The organism is Mycobacterium venezuelense, from assembly GCF_054919535.1.
In genome coordinates, this window is record NZ_JBONDW010000006.1 from 302,300 (window position 1) to 320,113 (window position 17,814).

The 17,814-nt window shown below is 67.9% G+C and carries 13 protein-coding genes; 3 read left to right on the forward strand and 10 right to left on the reverse strand.

The genetic code is table 11. The annotated features are described in order from the left end of the window. Positions 1-37 precede the first annotated feature (37 nt). The 3 genes from ACRCUN_RS12605 to ACRCUN_RS12615 all read right to left on the reverse strand — a co-directional run bounded on the left by ACRCUN_RS12605 (position 38) and on the right by ACRCUN_RS12615 (position 7,681). On the reverse strand, positions 38-3,436 hold the full coding sequence (locus ACRCUN_RS12605) for an ATP-binding protein (RefSeq protein WP_462141967.1): 3,399 nt from the start codon (positions 3,434-3,436) through the stop codon (positions 38-40). A 102-nt stretch (positions 3,437-3,538) separates the two neighbouring features. Then, positions 3,539-6,556 carry a UPF0182 family protein gene (locus ACRCUN_RS12610; protein WP_462141968.1) on the reverse strand — a complete coding sequence of 1,006 codons (3,018 nt, stop codon included), beginning with the start codon at positions 6,554-6,556 and terminating at the stop codon, positions 3,539-3,541. A 96-nt stretch (positions 6,557-6,652) separates the two neighbouring features. Further along, on the reverse strand, positions 6,653-7,681 hold the full coding sequence (locus ACRCUN_RS12615; RefSeq protein WP_462141969.1) for a YlbL family protein: 1,029 nt from the start codon (positions 7,679-7,681) through the stop codon (positions 6,653-6,655). A gap of 91 nt (positions 7,682-7,772) precedes the next feature. Between ACRCUN_RS12615 and ACRCUN_RS12620 the strand changes: the two genes are divergently transcribed. From ACRCUN_RS12620 to ACRCUN_RS12630, 3 genes are all read left to right on the forward strand, one after another. Then, positions 7,773-9,191, forward strand: a complete 1,419-nt coding sequence (locus ACRCUN_RS12620) for a zinc-dependent metalloprotease (protein WP_462141970.1) — start codon at positions 7,773-7,775, stop codon at positions 9,189-9,191. A gap of 83 nt (positions 9,192-9,274) precedes the next feature. Further along, positions 9,275-10,114: a TOMM precursor leader peptide-binding protein gene (locus ACRCUN_RS12625; RefSeq protein WP_462141971.1), complete on the forward strand. Its 840-nt coding sequence runs from the start codon at positions 9,275-9,277 to the stop codon at positions 10,112-10,114. A gap of 42 nt (positions 10,115-10,156) precedes the next feature. Continuing rightward, positions 10,157-11,491 (forward strand): macrolide-binding ATPase MABP-1, encoded by a 1,335-nt coding sequence (locus tag ACRCUN_RS12630; protein ID WP_462141972.1) that lies wholly within the window; start codon positions 10,157-10,159, stop codon positions 11,489-11,491. 183 nt (positions 11,492-11,674) lie between these two features. On the opposite strand, the gene ACRCUN_RS12635 is transcribed toward ACRCUN_RS12630, so the two are convergent. Genes ACRCUN_RS12635 through ACRCUN_RS12665 form a run of 7 tightly spaced genes read right to left on the reverse strand, consistent with a single transcriptional unit; the run spans position 11,675 to position 17,765 of the window. Continuing rightward, positions 11,675-12,109: a cupin domain-containing protein gene (locus ACRCUN_RS12635; RefSeq protein WP_462141973.1), complete on the reverse strand. Its 435-nt coding sequence runs from the start codon at positions 12,107-12,109 to the stop codon at positions 11,675-11,677. Between the two features lie 18 nt (positions 12,110-12,127). Continuing rightward, positions 12,128-13,348 (reverse strand): FAD binding domain-containing protein, encoded by a 1,221-nt coding sequence (locus tag ACRCUN_RS12640; RefSeq protein WP_462141974.1) that lies wholly within the window; start codon positions 13,346-13,348, stop codon positions 12,128-12,130. Beyond that, a complete protein-coding gene (locus ACRCUN_RS12645; protein ID WP_462141975.1) occupies positions 13,341-14,312 on the reverse strand; it encodes an amidohydrolase family protein in 972 nt (323 codons plus the stop codon). Before ACRCUN_RS12645 ends, ACRCUN_RS12640 begins: the two co-directional genes overlap by 8 nt. Further along, complete coding sequence (locus ACRCUN_RS12650) at positions 14,309-15,046, reverse strand: ABC transporter ATP-binding protein (RefSeq protein WP_462141976.1); 738 nt, start codon at positions 15,044-15,046, stop codon at positions 14,309-14,311. Before ACRCUN_RS12650 ends, ACRCUN_RS12645 begins: the two co-directional genes overlap by 4 nt. A 30-nt stretch (positions 15,047-15,076) precedes the next feature. Beyond that, positions 15,077-15,865, reverse strand: a complete 789-nt coding sequence (locus ACRCUN_RS12655) for an ABC transporter permease (protein ID WP_462141977.1) — start codon at positions 15,863-15,865, stop codon at positions 15,077-15,079. Further along, positions 15,862-16,707, reverse strand: a complete 846-nt coding sequence (locus ACRCUN_RS12660; protein ID WP_462141978.1) for an ABC transporter permease — start codon at positions 16,705-16,707, stop codon at positions 15,862-15,864. The genes ACRCUN_RS12655 and ACRCUN_RS12660 overlap by 4 nt, the downstream gene beginning before the upstream one ends. Beyond that, on the reverse strand, positions 16,704-17,765 hold the full coding sequence (locus ACRCUN_RS12665) for an ABC transporter substrate-binding protein (protein ID WP_462141979.1): 1,062 nt from the start codon (positions 17,763-17,765) through the stop codon (positions 16,704-16,706). The genes ACRCUN_RS12660 and ACRCUN_RS12665 overlap by 4 nt, the downstream gene beginning before the upstream one ends. Positions 17,766-17,814: the final 49 nt, after the last annotated feature.

Below are 17,814 nucleotides of genomic sequence, written 5' to 3' on the forward strand. Positions count from 1 at the left end.
CGCAGACACGCTCGCTCGCGGTGTTTAGGCGCGGTGTTTAGGTGAGTAAGGACGCGCGGGCGGCAATGCCGCGCATGCCGAGTTCCTCGGCTTGGTGCGCGACCGTGCGTGCAGCCTCGCGGCGGGCCGGCCCATCGTTGTCGAGCTGGCAGGCCAGCAGCGCACACCGCAGGAGCGTGGGCTTGCCGCCGTGGCGGCGGCCGATGTCCTCAGCCTTGGCGAGATCCGCCAGCGCACGGTCGCGGTCCCCCTGCAGGGCGTGCAGCCGGGCGGTCGCCAACGAAACGGGTCCGGCGAGGCCGACCTGACCGATCACCGCGATGCCGTCGATGAACGGTTCGAGCGCGGCCAGCAGTGGCGTCGCGTACTCGGTCAGCTCATGGTCGGCCGCCAGATGCGCAAGCCAGGTCAGATGGCCGAGGGTGGTCCACACCTCACTGCGGGAGCCGTCAGCGAGCCAATCGTCGAGCCGCGCGACGGCCTCGGCCCGCGAGCCCGTGTCGATCGTGAGCAGCGCGGTGTGGACGAGCGCCTCCATGCTCTGCCCGCCGGTCTCGCTGCTGGCTTGTAGACCTGACCAACCCGGCCCGATCGGCCCACCCTGCTCGCGCAGCAGCGTCACGACTGCCACCAGCCCGCTGCCGGCGACGTAGAGCTCCGTCTGCTCGTGGACGTGCGCGGCAATCGCGTGGTGGCGTTGCGCCTCGGCGAAGTCGCCGTGCCACATCGCCAACACCGCTTCCATCCACCGCAATTGGGCCCGCAGCACGGGAAGCTGAAGTTCTTCACTGCCCTCGACACCCGCCCGCAGGTGGTGTTCGGCGAGCGAGACGTCGGCCAGCGTCATGGCGGCCATCGTCGCGACCGAGTGCGCGATCACCGCGTCCTCCCGGGACCTGGTGTGGCGCAGGGAATTCAACCGCGCGATCCAGTCGGACGTCTGGCGGCTGAAGGAGGCCACGCCGGAGTAGGTGATCAGCCGGCCCATCACGACGTCGGCGATGATGTCGGGATCGGCTGTGCTCTCAGCCAATTGCTCGGCTCGGTCGAGGTGGCCGGCGGCCAGTGACGGATCGGGGTGATAGCAGAGTCCGACGGCCAACGCAGCAAGCACGCGCGCTCCGGCGGCCGGATGTGCGTCAGCCATCCTGGCCGCGCGCGACAGCAACGCCAGTAGCGCACCGGGATCGTCGCCGGGTGCCAACCATGGCCAGCCGCCACTGGCCCGCAACAGCGCGCTGGCAACGCGGCCCGCCGTCTCGGCCCGCTCGCTGCGCAGCGCCTCGGCAAGGTGGCGTTCGACGGTGTCGAGCACCAACCGGCCACGGCCTGCTCGTGAATGTGCTTCCAGCATCGCGACGGTCAACGCGTCACGCTCTGTATCGCTGCGCGCGGCGGCGGGCATCCGGTCGTATGCGTCGAGCGCGGCCTGCCACCAGTTGGCGGCGATGTCCGAGCTCCAGCGCGCGGTGGCTTGCTCGGCGGCCAGTCGGCACGCGGCGACGACGTCCTGCGGATCGGCAAGCGGTTGCGCGGCCACCAGGTGCTGGGCCCGTCGAGTCACCATGTCCTCGGATGTGTTGTTCGCCAGCACCTTTGCGACCTGCGCGTGCAACCGTTGACGGCGCAGCGCCGGCAGGTCGGCGACGAGGTGGTCCCGTAGCAGACCGTGGGCGAAGGCGTAACCGTCGCCCGAATGCGCGCTCACCACGATGCGCTCGTCGGCCGCGGCGTCGAGATGGTCTGCGAGACTGTCGAAATCCAGGCCCGCCACTTGTGCGAGCACGGGAATCGCATCGGCGTCGATCGCGTCCCCGATGATCGCAGCCACGCGCAGCACACCGAGCACGGCCGGATCCAGGCCGGCGAGGCGGCGCTCGAGCACCGACTTGACCGCCACGGGAATCTCGCCGCGTTCGGCGCGCGGAAGTCGCGCGTACTCGGAGACGAAGAACGGGTTGCCGCCGGTCCGTTCGGCCAGCACCTGTGCCTCGTCGGCGTCGACGGCATCCTCGGCGACCTGATTGGCAAGCGCGGCAACGTCTTCCGACGACAGCGAGCACAGCTCGAGGTGTCGGTTTCCTTCGCCGCGGGCGACCGTCGCCAACAGCCGCGACACTTCGGCATTGCGCTCGCCGTCGCGGACCGTGAGCAGTATCGCGACCGGATGCCCCCACAGCGCGCCGGCGATGTACGCCAGACAGGCCGCCGACGTCGAATCCGCCCACTGCACATCGTCGATCACGACAACCACCGGCCGTCGCGCCGACTCCAGCAGCGTCTGCACCCGCTCGTAGACCCGGAACCGCGCGGTGTCGGGATCGGCGTGCGGCGGCACCTCCAGCACCTCGTCGGGATCTGCGCCCAGGCCGCGGACCAATTGGCGCATGGGCCACCACGGCGGAGCCTGCTCGTCGGGGCAGGTCACCCAGATCGCCCCGACGTCGAACCGATCGTCGATCTCCTCGGCCAGGCGGGTCTTGCCGATACCCGGTGGGCCGGACAACACCAGCCAGCGGGTCTCCCCTGCCCGCACATCGGAGAGAAGATCTGCCGCCACACATAATTCGCGATCCCGACCGATCAGGACTGCACGGCGCACCTCGGCGGTCGGAGCCTGAGCCATCGGGCCCGCAGGCGTGTGCACCTCCCCCGCACCGGTCCACTCCGGTGACCGCGGCCACGCCGCCAGCTCAGGTGCCTGCCGCAGGATCGCGGTCTGCAGCTCCCGAACCTCCGCTCCCGGTGCGAGACCGAGCTCGTCGTCGAGCAGCCGCGCGTAGCGCCCATAGGATTCCAGTGCCTCGGAGGCCCGGCCCGACCGGTAGAGCGTCAGCATGTGCAACCAGCAGGCGCGATCGGACAGTGGCTCGGCCGCCCGCAGTTCCCCGACCGCGGCCTGCGCCGCGGGCACCCGCCCGAGCGCGAGCAGCGCGGTGATGCGGTGGTCCACACACTCCGTGCGCATCTCGGCGGCACGGGCGGCGTCCTCGGTGACCCAGTCCTGATCACGAAGATCGTCGAGAAATGCGCCGCGCCACAACGCCAGTGCGTCGTCGGCGGCAGTCAGCGCGTCGGCCCAGCGGGCTTCCTCCACGGCCGCGGCGGCCTGTGCACACCCCGCCGCGAACACCGTCAGGTCGACGGCGTCGGCCGGTACGTCGAGGTAATAGCCCGGGGACTGGCGCACGATGGGCGACACGGCCGTGTCGTCACGCAGCGCGCGCCGCAGGTTCGAGATGTAGGCCTGCAGGCTGGCCGTCGCGCTGGCCGGTGGGTCGTCGCCCCAGACCGCGTCGATCAGGCGATCGACGGAGACGACCCGGCCCTGGGCCAGCAGGAGCATCGCCAACACGGCCCGTTGCTTCGGTGCGCCGATGTCGACCGGCGATCCTCCGTGCACCACCTGCAACGGCCCCAGCACGCGATAGTGCACCGGGGCATCGTAAATGTCCCCGTCCCCAGCGCGCGAGCGTGCGCGTAATGCGGCCCGCGAGCGGCGTGCTGCGCAGCAGACACGCACGCTCGCGGGGCGAAGTTACCGGGTGCTGTCGAACTTCTTCATCGCGTCGTCGAGGCGCTGCAACGCCTCGCCGTATTCGGCGAAGTCACCGCTGCGCTGCGCCTCCTGCGCGGCTGTCAGGGCCGACTGGACCTCCTGCAGCGCCGCGGCTTTGGCACCCGAGAGCTGCACCGGGCCGCCCGGCGGCACCGCGGCCGCCGGTGGCGGCGCCTGGGCCGGCCGGCCGTCCTGGTTGGCCGGCGGTTGCGCGGCGGGCGCCTGCCCGTCGGTCGGGGCCTGCTGCGGTGCGGCCTGTGGCCGGCCATCGGTCGGGGCGACGTTCGTCGCGGTGGCAGCGGCGCCGGGGCCGAACAGCTCGGTCAGCGCGTCGCCGACCGTCGGGCCGTAGCCGACTCGGTCGTTGTACAGCATCGCCACCCGGATGAGGCGCGGGTACGACGAGGCCGCATCACTGGCGCCCGGCGACGCGTACACCGGCGCGACGTAGAGCAGACCACCGTCGGCGACCGGCAGTGTCAGCAGATTGCCCCACCGGATCCGGTTCTGGTTGTCGCGCCCGATCACACCGAGGTCCTGGCTGACAGCCGTGTCGGTACTGATCGCGTTGAACGCCAGCTTAGGACCGTTGACCTGGCCCGGGATGGTCAGCACGGTGAGTTTGCCGTACGTCGACGGGTCCGAGCTCGCACTGACATAAGCGGCCAGGAAGTCACGCTGGAACCGGTTGAGCGCACTGGTCAACTGGAACGACGACGAACTGTCGTTGCTCGCAAGGTCTCTCGCGACGATGTAGTACGGCGGCTGGAAGCTGCTGGCCGTCGGGTTCGGGTCGAGCGGCACGTCCCAGAAGTCCTGCGCCGAGAAGAACGTGATCGGGTTGTCCACGTGGTACTTGGCCAGCAGGGCCCGCTGCACCTTGAACAGATCCTCGGGGTAGCGCAGATGGTCCTGCAGCTCCTTGGAGATGTCGGCCTTGGGCTTGACGGTGTCGGGGAACACCTTCATCCACGCCTGCAGCACCGGATCCGTCTCGTCCTGCGCGTAGAGCGTGACCGTGCCGTCATAGGCGTCGACGGTCGCCTTCACCGAGTTGCGGATGTAGGACACCTGCTTGTCGGGTGCGAGCCGGTTGACCGCGACCTCGTTCGAGTCGGCCGTCGCGCTCGACAGCGTGGTCAACTCCGAATACGGGTAGTTGTCCAGGGTCGTGTAGCCGTCGACGATCCACACCATGCGCTTGTTGACGATCGCCGGGTACACGCTGGTGTCGGTGGTCAGCCACGGTGCCACGGCCTCGACGCGCTCGGCCGGGTCACGGTTGAACAGGATCTTGCTGTTCTCGCCGATCACGTTGGAGAACAAGAAGTTCCGCTCGGCGAACTTCGCGGCGAAGACGCTGCGCGTCAGCCAGTTGCCGATCGGCACGCCGCCGCTGCCGGTGTAGGTGTAGTTCTTGGTCTCGGTGTTGGTCTCGTAGTCGTACTCGCGGTCGACGTCACCGTTCTTGCCGACGATCGCGTAGTCGGAGGGCGTGTTCGCGATGACGGGGCCGAAGTAGACGCGCGGCTGATCGAGCGGGGCCGGGCCGGGCGACACGACGCTGCCGTTGGCGCCGACCACGCTGGCCAGGAACTCTGGGTAACCGCCGTTCTGGTTGGGGTCGTTGGCGATTCCGCGCACGGTGTTGGCCGGCGAGGCGATGAAGCCGTTGCCGTGGGTGTAGACGGTGTGGCGGTTGATCCAGTCGCGCTGGTTGTCGATCAACCGGTCCGGGTTGAGCTCACGGGCCGCGACCACGAAGTCACGCAGATTGCCGTCCGGGCCGACATAGCGGTCCATGGCCAGCTGATCCGGGAAGAAGTAGAAGTTCTTGCCCTGCTGGAACTGCGTGAAGGCGGGGCTGACGATCGTCGGGTCGAGCAGCCGGATGTTCGACGTGGTGGCCCGGTCGGCCGCGACCTGGGCCGCCGTCGTCTGCCCGCTGCTCTCGTAGTTGCGATACGTCACGGTCTCGTCGGTCAGCCCGTACGCCTGCCTGGTCGCGGTGATGCTGCGACTGATGTACTCGCTTTCCTTCTGCGCGGCGTTGGGCTTGACGCTGAACTGTTCGACGATCAGCGGCCAGCCCGCGCCCACCACCAGCGAGCTCAGCAGCAGCAACGCCACACCGATCGCCGGAATCCGTAGGTCCCGCAGCACGATTGCCGAGAACACCGCCACCGCACAGATCACGGCGATGGCCAGCATGATGAGTTTGGCCGGCAGCACGGCGTTGATGTCGGTGTAGCCCGCGCCGGTGAACGGCTTGGCCGCGCGGGTGTTGCTGAGCAGCTCGTAGCGGTCGAGCCAATAGGCGAACGCCTTGAGCAGGATGAGCGTGCCGACCAGGCTGATGAGCTGGATGCGAGCCGCGCGGCTGAGCGCACCCGTGCGCCCCGTCAGCCGGATGCCGCCGAACAGGTAGTGGCCCAGCAGATTCGCGACGAACGCCAAGAACGTCGCGACGAACAGGTAACTCAGAACCAGCCGGTAGAACGGCAGGTCGAAGGCGTAGAAGCCGAGATCCTTGCCGAACTGCGGATCGGTGATGCCGAAGTCACCGCCGTGCAGGAACAGCTGGATGCGCACCCAGTAGCTCTGCGCGACGATGCCGGCGAGCAGACCGATGACGATCGGAATGCCGATGCCGAACAACCGCAGCCGCGACATCACCGTGGTGCGGTACCGGGCAACCGGGTCGTTGGGCCCGGCCGTCGGCACGAACACCGGACGGGTGCGGTAGGCCAATGCCAGCCCGGCGAACACGATCGCGCCGATCAGCACCGACACCACCAGGAACACGATGATCCGGGTGGCCAGGACGGTGGTGAACACCGACCGGTACCCGAGCTCGCCGAACCACAGCCAGTCGACATAGGTGTCGATGAACCTCGGCCCGATCAGCAACAGCAGCACCGCGACCAGGGCCAGGCCGATGAGAACCCGGCTACGTCGCGTCAGCTTCGGCATCCTTGCCGCGGGCCGCATACCCACTCGTCAACTCCAGTCTCAGATTCTTCGAAACGTGACGAGCCCGATGCGGCCCGACCGATTTTCTACAACTCTAGTCATGTGCCGACGACATGCGGCTCAGCAGCGAGGAGGTTCGCCACCAGCGGAAAGCGCGTGCAAGGCGTCGACGGCTCCGGTGAGCGTTTCCACCTTCACCAACTCCAGCCCGTCCTGCGGGGCCGAGCGGGCCTCCGTGCAGTTGTCGGCGGGTACGAGAAACACCGTCGCCCCGGCTTCCCTCGCGGCCAGCATCTTGTGGGTGATACCGCCGATCGACCCGACCTTGCCGTCTCCGGTGATGGTTCCGGTGCCCGCGACGAACTTGCCGTCGTTGAGATCGCCGGTGGTCAGCTTGTCGACGACGGCCAGGCTGAACATGAGACCGGCCGACGGCCCGCCGATGTTGGCGAGGTTGAAATCGATGTCGAACGGCGCCCATGGCGCGTCGAGCACGCCGATGCCCAGATAGCCGTAGTCGCGGTCGGGGTTGTCACCGAGGGTGATGGTGGCGACGCCGGCCGGGGAGTTCTTGCGGCGATAGTCGACGACGAGTGTGTCGCCCGGCTTCGTCGTCTTGAGGATCGCCTGGAAATCGTCGAGGTTGGCGACGGGCTTGCCGTTGACCGCGTCGATGGCATCGCCGTCGTGCAGCTTGCCCGCCGACGGGCCCGGATCGGTCACGCCCTGCACGGTTACCGCCAGCGGGTACTTCAGGAACGACAGTGCGGCGTACTCGGCGCTGTCCTCGGAGCTCTTGAAATCGGCGGTGTTCTCCTCATCGATCTCGTCCTTGGACTTGTCCGGCGGATAGACGAGGTCACGCGGGACCAGCTGCTCACGGCCCGACATCCACAACGTGAGCGCCTGCCCCAGTGTCAGGCCGTCGCGCTGCGACACCGTCGTCATGTTCAGATGCCCCGTGGTGGGATGCACGTTCGCGTCCGGTCCCTCGATGTCGACGACCTGCTTGCCTTCGACCTCACCGAGGGTGTCGAACGTCGGACCGGGCCCCAGCGACACGAAGGGAACCTTCACCACCGACAGCAGCACGCCGAACGCCAAGAGGGGCACGAGCGCGACCAGCAGCGTCAAAATCCGCCTGTTCACGCCGCCCACAGTAAAGCCTGCGGTTAGAGGTTCACTTAGAGCGTGACCCGCACGGGTACGCCGGCACCTCGGCATGAGTACCGTTGAGGGTATGGCTGACCTGCCCTTCGGCTTCTCCGCCGGGGACGACCCCGACAAAGACAAGCCCAAAAAAGACCCCGATTCGGGGTCCGGCCCGAGCAATCCCGGACCTGGTCCTGGGTCGGATCCGTTCGGCTTCGGCGCGGCCGGGGGCAACTTCAACATGGGTGACCTCGGCCAGATCTTCACCAAGCTGGGCGAGATGTTCAGCGGCGCGGGCAGCACGATGGCCGGAGGCAAATCGGGGCCGGTCAACTACGACCTCGCCCGCCAGCTGGCGTCGAGCTCGATCGGCTTCGTGGCGCCGGTGCCCGAGCAGACCCGGGGCGCGGTCGCCGACGCGGTTCGGTTGGCCGAGACCTGGCTCGACGGCGTGACCCCGCTCCCCGAGGGCACCACGAAGGCCGTGGCGTGGACGCCCAGCGACTGGCTCGACAACACACTGGAGACCTGGAAGCGGTTGTGTGACCCCGTGGCCGAGCAGATTTCGGCGGTCTGGGCCTCGGCGCTGCCCGAGGAAGCCAGGAGCATGGCGGGCCCGCTGCTGGCCATGATGTCGCAGATGGGCGGCATGGCCTTCGGCTCGCAGCTCGGGCAGGCGTTGGGCAAGTTGTCGCGAGAAGTGTTGACCTCCACCGACATTGGCCTGCCGCTCGGACCCAAGGGCGTGGCCGCGCTGATGCCGGAGGCTATCGAATCACTGGCCGAGGGGCTCGAACGCCCGCGCAGCGAGATCCTGACGTTCCTCGCGGCCCGCGAAGCCGCCCACCACCGGTTGTTCAGCCATGTGCCGTGGCTGCCGAGCCAGCTGTTGGGTGCCGTCGAGGCGTTCGCCAAGGGCATGAAGGTCGACATGTCCGGCATCGAAGACTTCGCCCGCGGGTTCAACCCGGCGTCGTTGAGCGATCCGTCGGAGATGGAGCAGCTGCTCAATCAAGGCATCTTCGAGCCGAAGGCCACCCCCGAGCAGGAGGCCGCGCTGGAGCGGCTCGAGACCTTGCTGGCGCTCATCGAAGGTTGGGTCCAAACCGTCGTCAGCGCCGCGCTCGGCGACCGCATCCCCGGCACGTCGGCACTGTCGGAGACCCTGCGGCGGCGCCGCGCGACCGGCGGCCCTGCCGAACAGACCTTCGCCACGCTCGTCGGCCTCGAACTGCGCCCCCGCAAGATGCGGGAAGCCGCTGCGCTATGGGAACGGCTGACCGAGGCAGTCGGCTCCGATGCCCGCGACGGCGTGTGGCAACACCCCGACCTGCTGCCGAACTCGTCCGATCTCGACGAACCCGCCGGATTCATCGACCGGATGGTCGGCGGCGACACCAGCGGCATCGACAGCGCCTTGGAGCAGGCTTTCGAACAGGGCCTGGCCGACCTCGAGAAGGAACAGGGCAAGGGCCAGGACGAAGGCGAAGACAAGCCCGAGAACTGACGCCGCCGTGGGTTGGCCCCGGCGTTCCGGGAGCCTGTGGATAACTGATTCGCCACAACCGCTGCGCATGGCACAGTCATCGCATGACGGCGCGCTATGTCCTGGCGGCGGACAAGCCGGTGTTGCTGCGGCCCGACGGCGCAGTGCAGGTCGGCTGGGATCCGCGCCGCGCGGTCCTGGTACGCCCACCGGCGGGTACGACGCAGGGGCAGCTGGCCGCACTGTTGCGCACGCTGCAGGGCGGGATCAGCCGGTCTGAGTTGCTCACGGCAGCAACGAAGTTCGAGTTCCATGACACCGCCGCGATCGACGAGGTGATCGCCGCGCTCACCGCGGCCGGGCTGCTCACCGCTCCCCCACCCCCTCCGACGCGCACGGCATCGGTCCGCATCCACGGCCGCGGACCGTTGTCGGAACTGCTGGCCGGTGCGCTGCGCTGCTCGGGCGCCCGGGTCCGGCGCAGCGCCCAGCCCCACGCGGCGGCAATACCGGATCAGACCCACCTGGTGGTGCTGGCCGACTACCTGATCGCCGAACCACGGGTGGTGCGCGAGCTGCACCGCACCGGCGTCGCGCATCTTCCCGTCCGGGTGCGCGACGGGGCCGGGCTCGTCGGGCCACTCGTCATCCCCGGTGTGACCAGTTGCCTGCAATGCGCCGACCTGCACCGCAGCGATAAGGACGCGGCCTGGCCTGCCGTCGCCGCACAATTGCGCGGTGCCGTCGGCAGCGCAAACCGCGCCACCCTGCTTGCCACCGCGGCGCTCGCCCTCCGCCAGGTCGATCTGGTCATTCGGGCGGTCGGCGACGCCGCCGCCCAGGCACCCGAGCCGCCGACTCTGAACACCACGCTCGAGCTCGACGCCGACGGTTATTCGATCGTCGCGCGCCGCTGGTCACGACATCCGGAGTGCCCTTGTTGAAAACGAATGTTGCCAGTTGGTTGTGGGCTGTTCAGCAGAGTCGTGGATGATGGTCTGGTGTCTGACATCAAACGGGGAAGCGTCGCCCGGAACGCGAAGCTGGCTAGCCTGCCCGTCGGCATGGCCGGCCGCGCCGCGTTGGGCTTCGGCAAACGCCTGACCGGCAAGTCCAAGGATGAAGTCACCGCTGAGCTGATGGACAAGGCCGCTCAGCAATTGTTCACCGTCTTGGGCGAGCTCAAGGGCGGCGCCATGAAGGTCGGCCAGGCCCTTTCGGTGATGGAAGCCGCCATTCCCGAGCAATACGGCAAACCGTATCGCGAGGCGCTCACCAAACTGCAGAAAGACGCTCCCCCGCTGCCTGCGGCCAAGGTGCATCGCGTCCTCGACGCCCAGTTGGGCACCAAGTGGCGTGACCGGTTCACCTCGTTCGACGACACGCCCGTCGCATCGGCCAGCATCGGCCAGGTGCACAAAGGCATCTGGTCGGACGGCCGCGAGGTCGCCGTCAAGATCCAGTACCCCGGCGCCGACGAGGCGTTGCGCGCCGACCTCAAGACCATCCAGCGGCTCGTCGGCGTGTTCAAACAACTCGCGCCCGGCGCCGACATCCAAGGCGTCGTCGATGAGCTCATCGAACGCACCGAGATGGAACTGGACTACCGACTGGAGGCCGACAACCAGCGCGCGTTCGCCAAGGCCTATCGCAACGACCCGCACTTCGCCGTTCCCGCCGTGATTGCGAGCGCGCCGAAAGTCGTTATCGCCGAATGGATGGACGGCATCCCGATGTCGGTGATCATCCGCGAGGGCACCCCCGAGCAACGGGACCTGATGGGTACCCGCCTTACCGAACTCACCTTCGGAGCGCCGGCCCGGCTGGACATGATGCACGGCGACGCGCATCCCGGAAACTTCATGCTGCTGCCCGACGGGCGCATGGGCGTCATCGACTTCGGCGCCGTCGCACCTCTGCCCGGCGGGTTCCCGCCTTCGCTCGGCCTGACGATCCGGCTGGCCCGCGACAAGAACTACGACCAACTGATCCCGGTCATGGAGAGCGCGGGCTTCATCCAGAAGGGCCAACAGGTTTCGGTGCAGGAAGTCGACGACATGCTGCGCCAATACGTCGAGCCCATCGAGGTCGACGTCTTCCACTACACCCGCCGGTGGATCCAGCGGATGGCCGCGGGCCAGATGGACAACTCCGTGGCCCAGATCAAGATGGCCCGCCAACTCGATCTGCCGCCCAACCTGGCGATCCCCTTGCGCGTGATCGCATCGACGATCGCGATCTGCTGCCAGCTAGATGCCCATGTCCCGGTGAAAGCCATTGCGACAGAACTGGTTCCGGGCTTCGCCGAGGAAGCTGCCTAGCTCCTTCTGGGCGTGCGCTTGGCGTGCTTGCGCTTGGCGGGCGTGCGCTTGACACGCCCCCGGCCCGCCTTTGTCACGCCAGAGTGGCTGCGGACCGCTGACGTCACTCCAGCGTGACACTCGCGCGCACACCAAAAGCCGCGCAACTCAGCGCACGCCAAAGGCCCGCACGCACGTCCGAAATTAAATCGGCAGGGGGCGATTCGCTGAGTCGAGATGCTCGACGGTCGTGAACACGAGCTCGTCTGATCCGACGTTCTCGATGTCGTGGAGCAGGAACTCGCCCTCGGCGAAGTGGAAGTGGCGGGTTTCACCGGCGACGTAGGACACTTCGCGGGTCGTGCCGTCGGCGGTGTGTTGGCGGCTGCGGCCGGCGTTGACCGCGGTCCAGAAGTAGTCGAGCACGTGACGGTGGGCGTGGAACCGCTCCCCCGGCGCGAGCCGGATCTCCCAAACCCGCACGCGCTCGTTCTGGCTCAGCAGTCGCGACCCGACGTTCCCGTCGTGGGCGTGCGCGTCGAACTCGGCCCGCAGTTCGGGTGTCCAGCCCTCGAAGTCGGTGGCCACCAGCGTGCCCGCGAGTGGCGCGTCGGTCAGGTATTCGTGTGTGCTGGTCAACTTTTCGTCCTTTCGTTGTTACCGGCCCGGCCCGTACAGGCCGAACCGCAGATCCGGGTCCCCGGGCGTCCAAGTGCAGGAGACCTGCGACCGGGTGCCCATGTCCTTGACCCGACGCAGGAGCCGCTGCCCCAGTTCGAGTTGTCCGGGCTCCCATTTCGCGAGGGCTTCGGCGATGTCACCGGAGTCGGCGAGTGCGTCGAACAGCGCCCACGCATTCGCCGCGGCCTTCGCGGTGCCGGCCGCGGCATGGGGGCGGGCGGCACTCGCGGCATCACCGATCAGCGCCACGCGGCCCAGCGCCATCCGGTCGACGCCGGCGTCGTACACCGCCTGCAGGTAGGGCTGCTCGGTGCGGTTGACCACCTCGGCCGCGGCGGGAGCCAACAGTTCCGTTGCTGCCGAGCGCATTTCGGCGACGAAGCGATCCTGCACCTGGCCCGCATGTAGCGACACCTTGGTGGGGAATCCGCGCGTGTCGGTCATCAGCTCGTCGAGCTCGTGGCCTTCGGGCACGTTGCGGTACCAGACGTAGTTGAGCAACCGGTCACCGACCGCGAGGCCGCCGTCGTGTGACGGGATCGGGTAGATGACGATGTGTGTATAGGGCGCGACGCTGTAGGTGATCGAATCACGCATCAGCTCAAAGGTTTCGCGCGACACCTCAGATTCCGGCACGGTGCCGCGCCAGCCCACGTAGCCGGAGTAGACCAGGTCGGTTCCGGGTGAGATGCGCCGCCGGCTCGGCGAGGTGATGCCGTCGGCGAACACGACGAGGTCACCGCGCTCGCGACGCCCGGACGCGAACCGCACCTCGACACCATCGGCGTCCTCGCCGAATCCGGCGGCATACTCGCCGAGGTGGTAGTCGGCTGTCCCGAAGTCGGCCAGCAGAGCCCGGTAGAACGTGCCCCACGAGGTGTAGCGCCATGGCGCCGTGACGCGATGCAGCACCCCGTTGGCGCCGTCGAGGTACTGCACATACTCGGTGGCCGTGCTGACCTGTTCGGGATGCTGCGCACTGCACTCGGCGAACCAGCGCAACGTGTCGGGCTGCAGGACGATGCCGCCGCCGCGGTGCTCGAGTGCGGTGGGGGTTCGTTCGAAGACCGATACGTCAAACCCGAGACGCCGCAACAGCAGTGCTGTCGTCAGGCCACCGATGGAGCCGCCGATGACCAGGGCGCGGTGGCCACTCCAGTCTTGCCGGGTCGTGCCGCGGTCGATGTGCTCAGGCATGTGTCTCTCCTTCGTCGATGCCGAGGAATCGGCGTGCGTTGCGTTCCAGCAGGTCGTCGTCGATGCCTGCGGCGCGCGGAAGTTCCAGCGGGCGTGCGACGCCCATGTCGAACGGGTAATCGCTGCCACACATGAGATGGCCTGGATCGGCATGTGCGCGTAGCAGTTCCAGCGTCGGGACATCATGGGTCAGGGTGTCGAACCACAGTTTGCTGAAGCCCTCGACAGGCGGACGGCCACCGCCGGCGCGCACATCGGCCCGCTGCCGCCAACCGTGCTGCCAGCGGCCGAGCAGCGCCGGTGCACAGCCGCCGCCGTGCAAGAGACAGATGCGGAGCTCGGGCAGCTTGTCCATGACCCCACCGAGCACCAATGCGGCTACCGCGGTTGCCGTCTCGGTCGGATTGCCGATGAGATTCGCCAGGTAGTACGACGACCACTCCGGTCGCGGCAGCTGCATCGGGTGCACCAGCACGGCCAGCCCCCGGTCGGCCGCGGTCTCGACGACCTCGCGCAGCGGGCCATTGTCAAACGAGGTCGCCCCCAAGAGCGGTGGTACGGCGATGCCGCGCAACAACTCCGAGCGTTTGATCGTGTCCATCTGCTCTGCCGCCGCAGCTGGGTCGTGCAGTGACACCAGGCCGAGTCCGAGCAGCCGGCCCCCGCTGTCGCTGCATACGCGCGCCAGGTGCTCGTTGAACGACCCGACGTAATCGTCCACCCCAGGAGCGTCGGCCACCGGGAACGCGAACGGCGGCGCCGACAGCACTCGCGTGGCGAGACCGGCCGCGTCGGTATCGGCGAGCACCCGGCCGGCGTCACTCATCGCCGCGGTCTCGATGGACAACGGCAGGTCACCCAGGTGCAGTTGCTCGTCACGGCCGTTCAACGGGGGAACCGGCGAGCCGGGAGGCAGTGAGAACAGCTCCTCGGGCAGCCAGTGTGCGTGCACGTCGATGCTCATGCCGCGACCTCCAGCGCCTCGAAGCGGGCGAGCACCTCGGCCTGCAGCACCGCCACCGCCGGATCGGATGCGCGTCGCGGCCGGGGCAGGTCCACCTCGATGATCTCGTGGACCCGTCCGCCCGGTGCCAGCACGACGATCCGGTCGGAGAGCTGGACGGCCTCCGTCACGTCGTGGGTGACGAACATGACCGTGCGGCGGGTCTCCAGCCAGATCCGTTCCAGGTGCTCGCGCAGCGTGCGCGAGGTCATGGCGTCGAGGTGGCTGAACGGCTCGTCCATCAACAGCACGTCGGGCTCGACGGAGAAGGCTCTGGCGATGCCGATGCGCTGCTGCTGACCACCGGAAAGCTGTGCGGGATAACGCTCGCCGACGTGCCCGAGGCCCACCAGATCGAGGTAATGCCGCGCACGCTGCTCCCAGCCGTCACGCTCCCGCTGGACGAACCCGAGATTGCCCATGACGGTGCGCCACGGCAACAGCCGCGGGTCCTGGAACACGTATCCGACCCGGGCGTCGCGCTCGCCCGACCGCAGCCGCACCGACCCCGACGTGTGGGTCTCGATGCCGGAGACGATGTTGAGCAGCGTGGTCTTACCGCTGCCGGACGGCCCGACGACCGACACGAAGGTCTCGCCGGAGATGGTCAAGTCGATGCCGTCGAGCACGCGCGTGCGATTGCCGTGCCGGTCGTGAAAATCCTTGACCAGACTGCGAACTTCGATCGATGCCATGTTGTCTCGCTCTCGTAGGAGGGGTGGAGGTCAGGCTGAGCGCCAGCGGGTCACGTAACGCTCGAGCGGGCCGAGAATCAGCTGATCGGCGATGACGAGCAGCAGGACGAACACGAGCACCCAGGCGAAGAAGCCGTCGAGCTGGTTGGCGTCGTACCAGTAGCGCGAGCGCCAGCCCACGCCGGACGTGGCGCCGAACCATTCGGCCAGCAGCAAGCCGTTCCACGCGCTCATGATCGCGAACCGCACGGCCGCCACACTCGATCCCGCGACCGCGGGCGCCACGATCTGACGCAGGACCGCAACCCGCGGCACCCCGAACGCCCGCGCCATGAGCACCAGGTCGGCCGGCACCGCACGGGTCGCCTTGGCGATGTTGACGATGACGAACGGCAAGCCGGACAGAAAGACCGTGGTTACCGGTGTGAGCCAGCCGAATCCGAACCACATGGTGGTCAACAGCGCCCAGATCACCGCGGGCATCGCGAGCCCGGCCATCGTGAGGTCGGAGAACGCGAGGTCGGCCAGTCGGGACAACCCCATCAATACGCCGAGGGCAGCGCCCACGACCAGCGCGAGCGCCAGGCCGAGCAGAAACCTGTTGGTGCTGATGGCGAGTTGGTGCCACAGCTGGCCTGCCGCCTGCTCGGCGGCCAGCCGGTCGAGGGTGTCGGCCGGGGACGGAACCCGGTTGCCGACGACGACGGCGACCTGCCATCCGGCCACGAGCGTGGCCACCGCGGCCAGCACTGCGATCACCGACGTGGTGTGTGCTTTGGCTCGGCGCCGGAACTGTACCGGCATTGCGGTGGTGGTCATGCGATTTCCTTCCGCCAGGCGAAGAACCGGTTCTCCAGGTGGGCCAGGGCGCGTTCGATCAGGATCATCGCGACGATGAAGAGCATGGTCCATGCCAGCATGTCGGCGACCTGGAATTCCTGGTAGGCGCGGCGGATCATGAAGCCGACACCTTCGCGCGCGCCGAACACCTCGGTGAGTGCCTCGACCTTCCAGGCCATCGCGAATCCATAACGGACGCCGGCGAATACGAACGTCACAAGCGCAGGCAAGTAGAGGTGGCGAGCGATGTCCCAGCGGTTGCGCTCGAACGCGCGGCACATGTCGAGCAGTTTGCCGTCGACCGACCGCACGCCCTCGGCGACGTTCATCGCGATGAACGGCAACGCCACAAGTGCAGACACCACGATCGGCCCGGTGGCGCCGACCCCGAAGATGAGCAGGCCGAACACCGCGTATGTCAGGCCGGGCATGTTGCCGATCACGAACAACGGCAAGGAGAAGTACGACGACATGAACGAGCTTCGGCCCATGAGGAATCCGATGACCAAGCCGCCGACCATGGCCAGTGCGAACCCGACGGCGATCTTGCCGATGCTGGAAGCGAAGTTGGTGAACGCCTCCCCCGACACCGTGATCGCGACGACGCGTTCGAACACCTCACCCGGCGAGGGCACGATGGGGTCGTCGATCCAGGCGGCGACCGCGGCCCAGGCACAGACGGCGAGCGCCAGGGAGATGAGCGAGACCACCCAGCGGGCCGGACGGCGCCTCGCGCCGGTGCTGCCGGCCTGCCTGCGCCGGGTACGGGCCGGTGCGGCCGCCTCGGGTTCGGGTGGCGCGATGGTCGGCGATTGGGTCACTTGTCGACTCCTTCGGTCGGCAGGAAGTCCGGGTCTTTGACGTCGTCACCGATGACCCCGGTCTTGCGCATCAGGTCGAAGATCGAACTTTCGTCGGTGGCCCACTTCTCGTCGAACCGGACGTCATCGACCACCCAGTCATGCTGGGCGACATACTTTTTCATGAACGCGATGTCGACAGGCGATTCGACGGCGAAATGCTGTGGGTAGCGTTCGATGATCTCGTCGCGGTGGGCGCGCCACTCGGCCAGGCCGCGGTTCCACAGATCGAGGAACTCCGACACCTCGCGGGGGTGGTCCTCGACCCAGTCGCGACGTGCGACGAACACGTTGCCCATCGGACCGTCGTGGCCGGGCGCGTTGGTCTCGGCGAAGACCTCGGCCGAGGACTTCCCGTCGTAGAGCGGCCGCACGGTCTGCTCCCTGAGCTCACGCGCGGACAGATCCGGATAGCAGATGCAGGCGTCGATCTCACCACGCGCCAGAAGGTTCGACAAGTTCTGGATGTCGGCCACTACGAGGTCGAAATCACCTCCGCCGCTGCGCATATCGAGACCGTGCAGTTCTTTCACGAGGGCACTCCACACCAACGTGCCCGACACCGTGGTGAACACCCCCAGCCGCTTGCCCTTCAGATCGGCGAGCGATTGCGCGGGATCGTCCGCACGCACGAGGATTCGGCTGCGCTCGGAGTTGTAGCGCCCGATCACCACGGTGTCGCGTTCGGTCTGCTCCTCGAGCCCGGGAACCTCGAACGACGCCGAGGAGATGATGTCGGCGTGGCCGCCGGCGAACAAACCGAATTCGTCCCAGGTGGCGCTCGTTTCGATCCGGACGCCGTTCTCCTGCTCGAACTCGTCGAGCAGTCCGGTGTCGTTCATGTAGTCCCACACCGGGTCCGGGGCGAACGTGAAACGGATGACGCCGTCCTGGGCGGCGCGCGACGAAGCCGGGCCGCCGAGACCGGCCGCGCACGCCGCGGTGCACGCGACCGTGGCCGCGGACAGTCCCAACGCCAGCGTCGACCGGATCCACCGGCCGCGTAGTCGGTTGCGCAACGGAGAACCTCCTTGATCACCGTCTGTGACGGCTGTCACCGTCGCACAC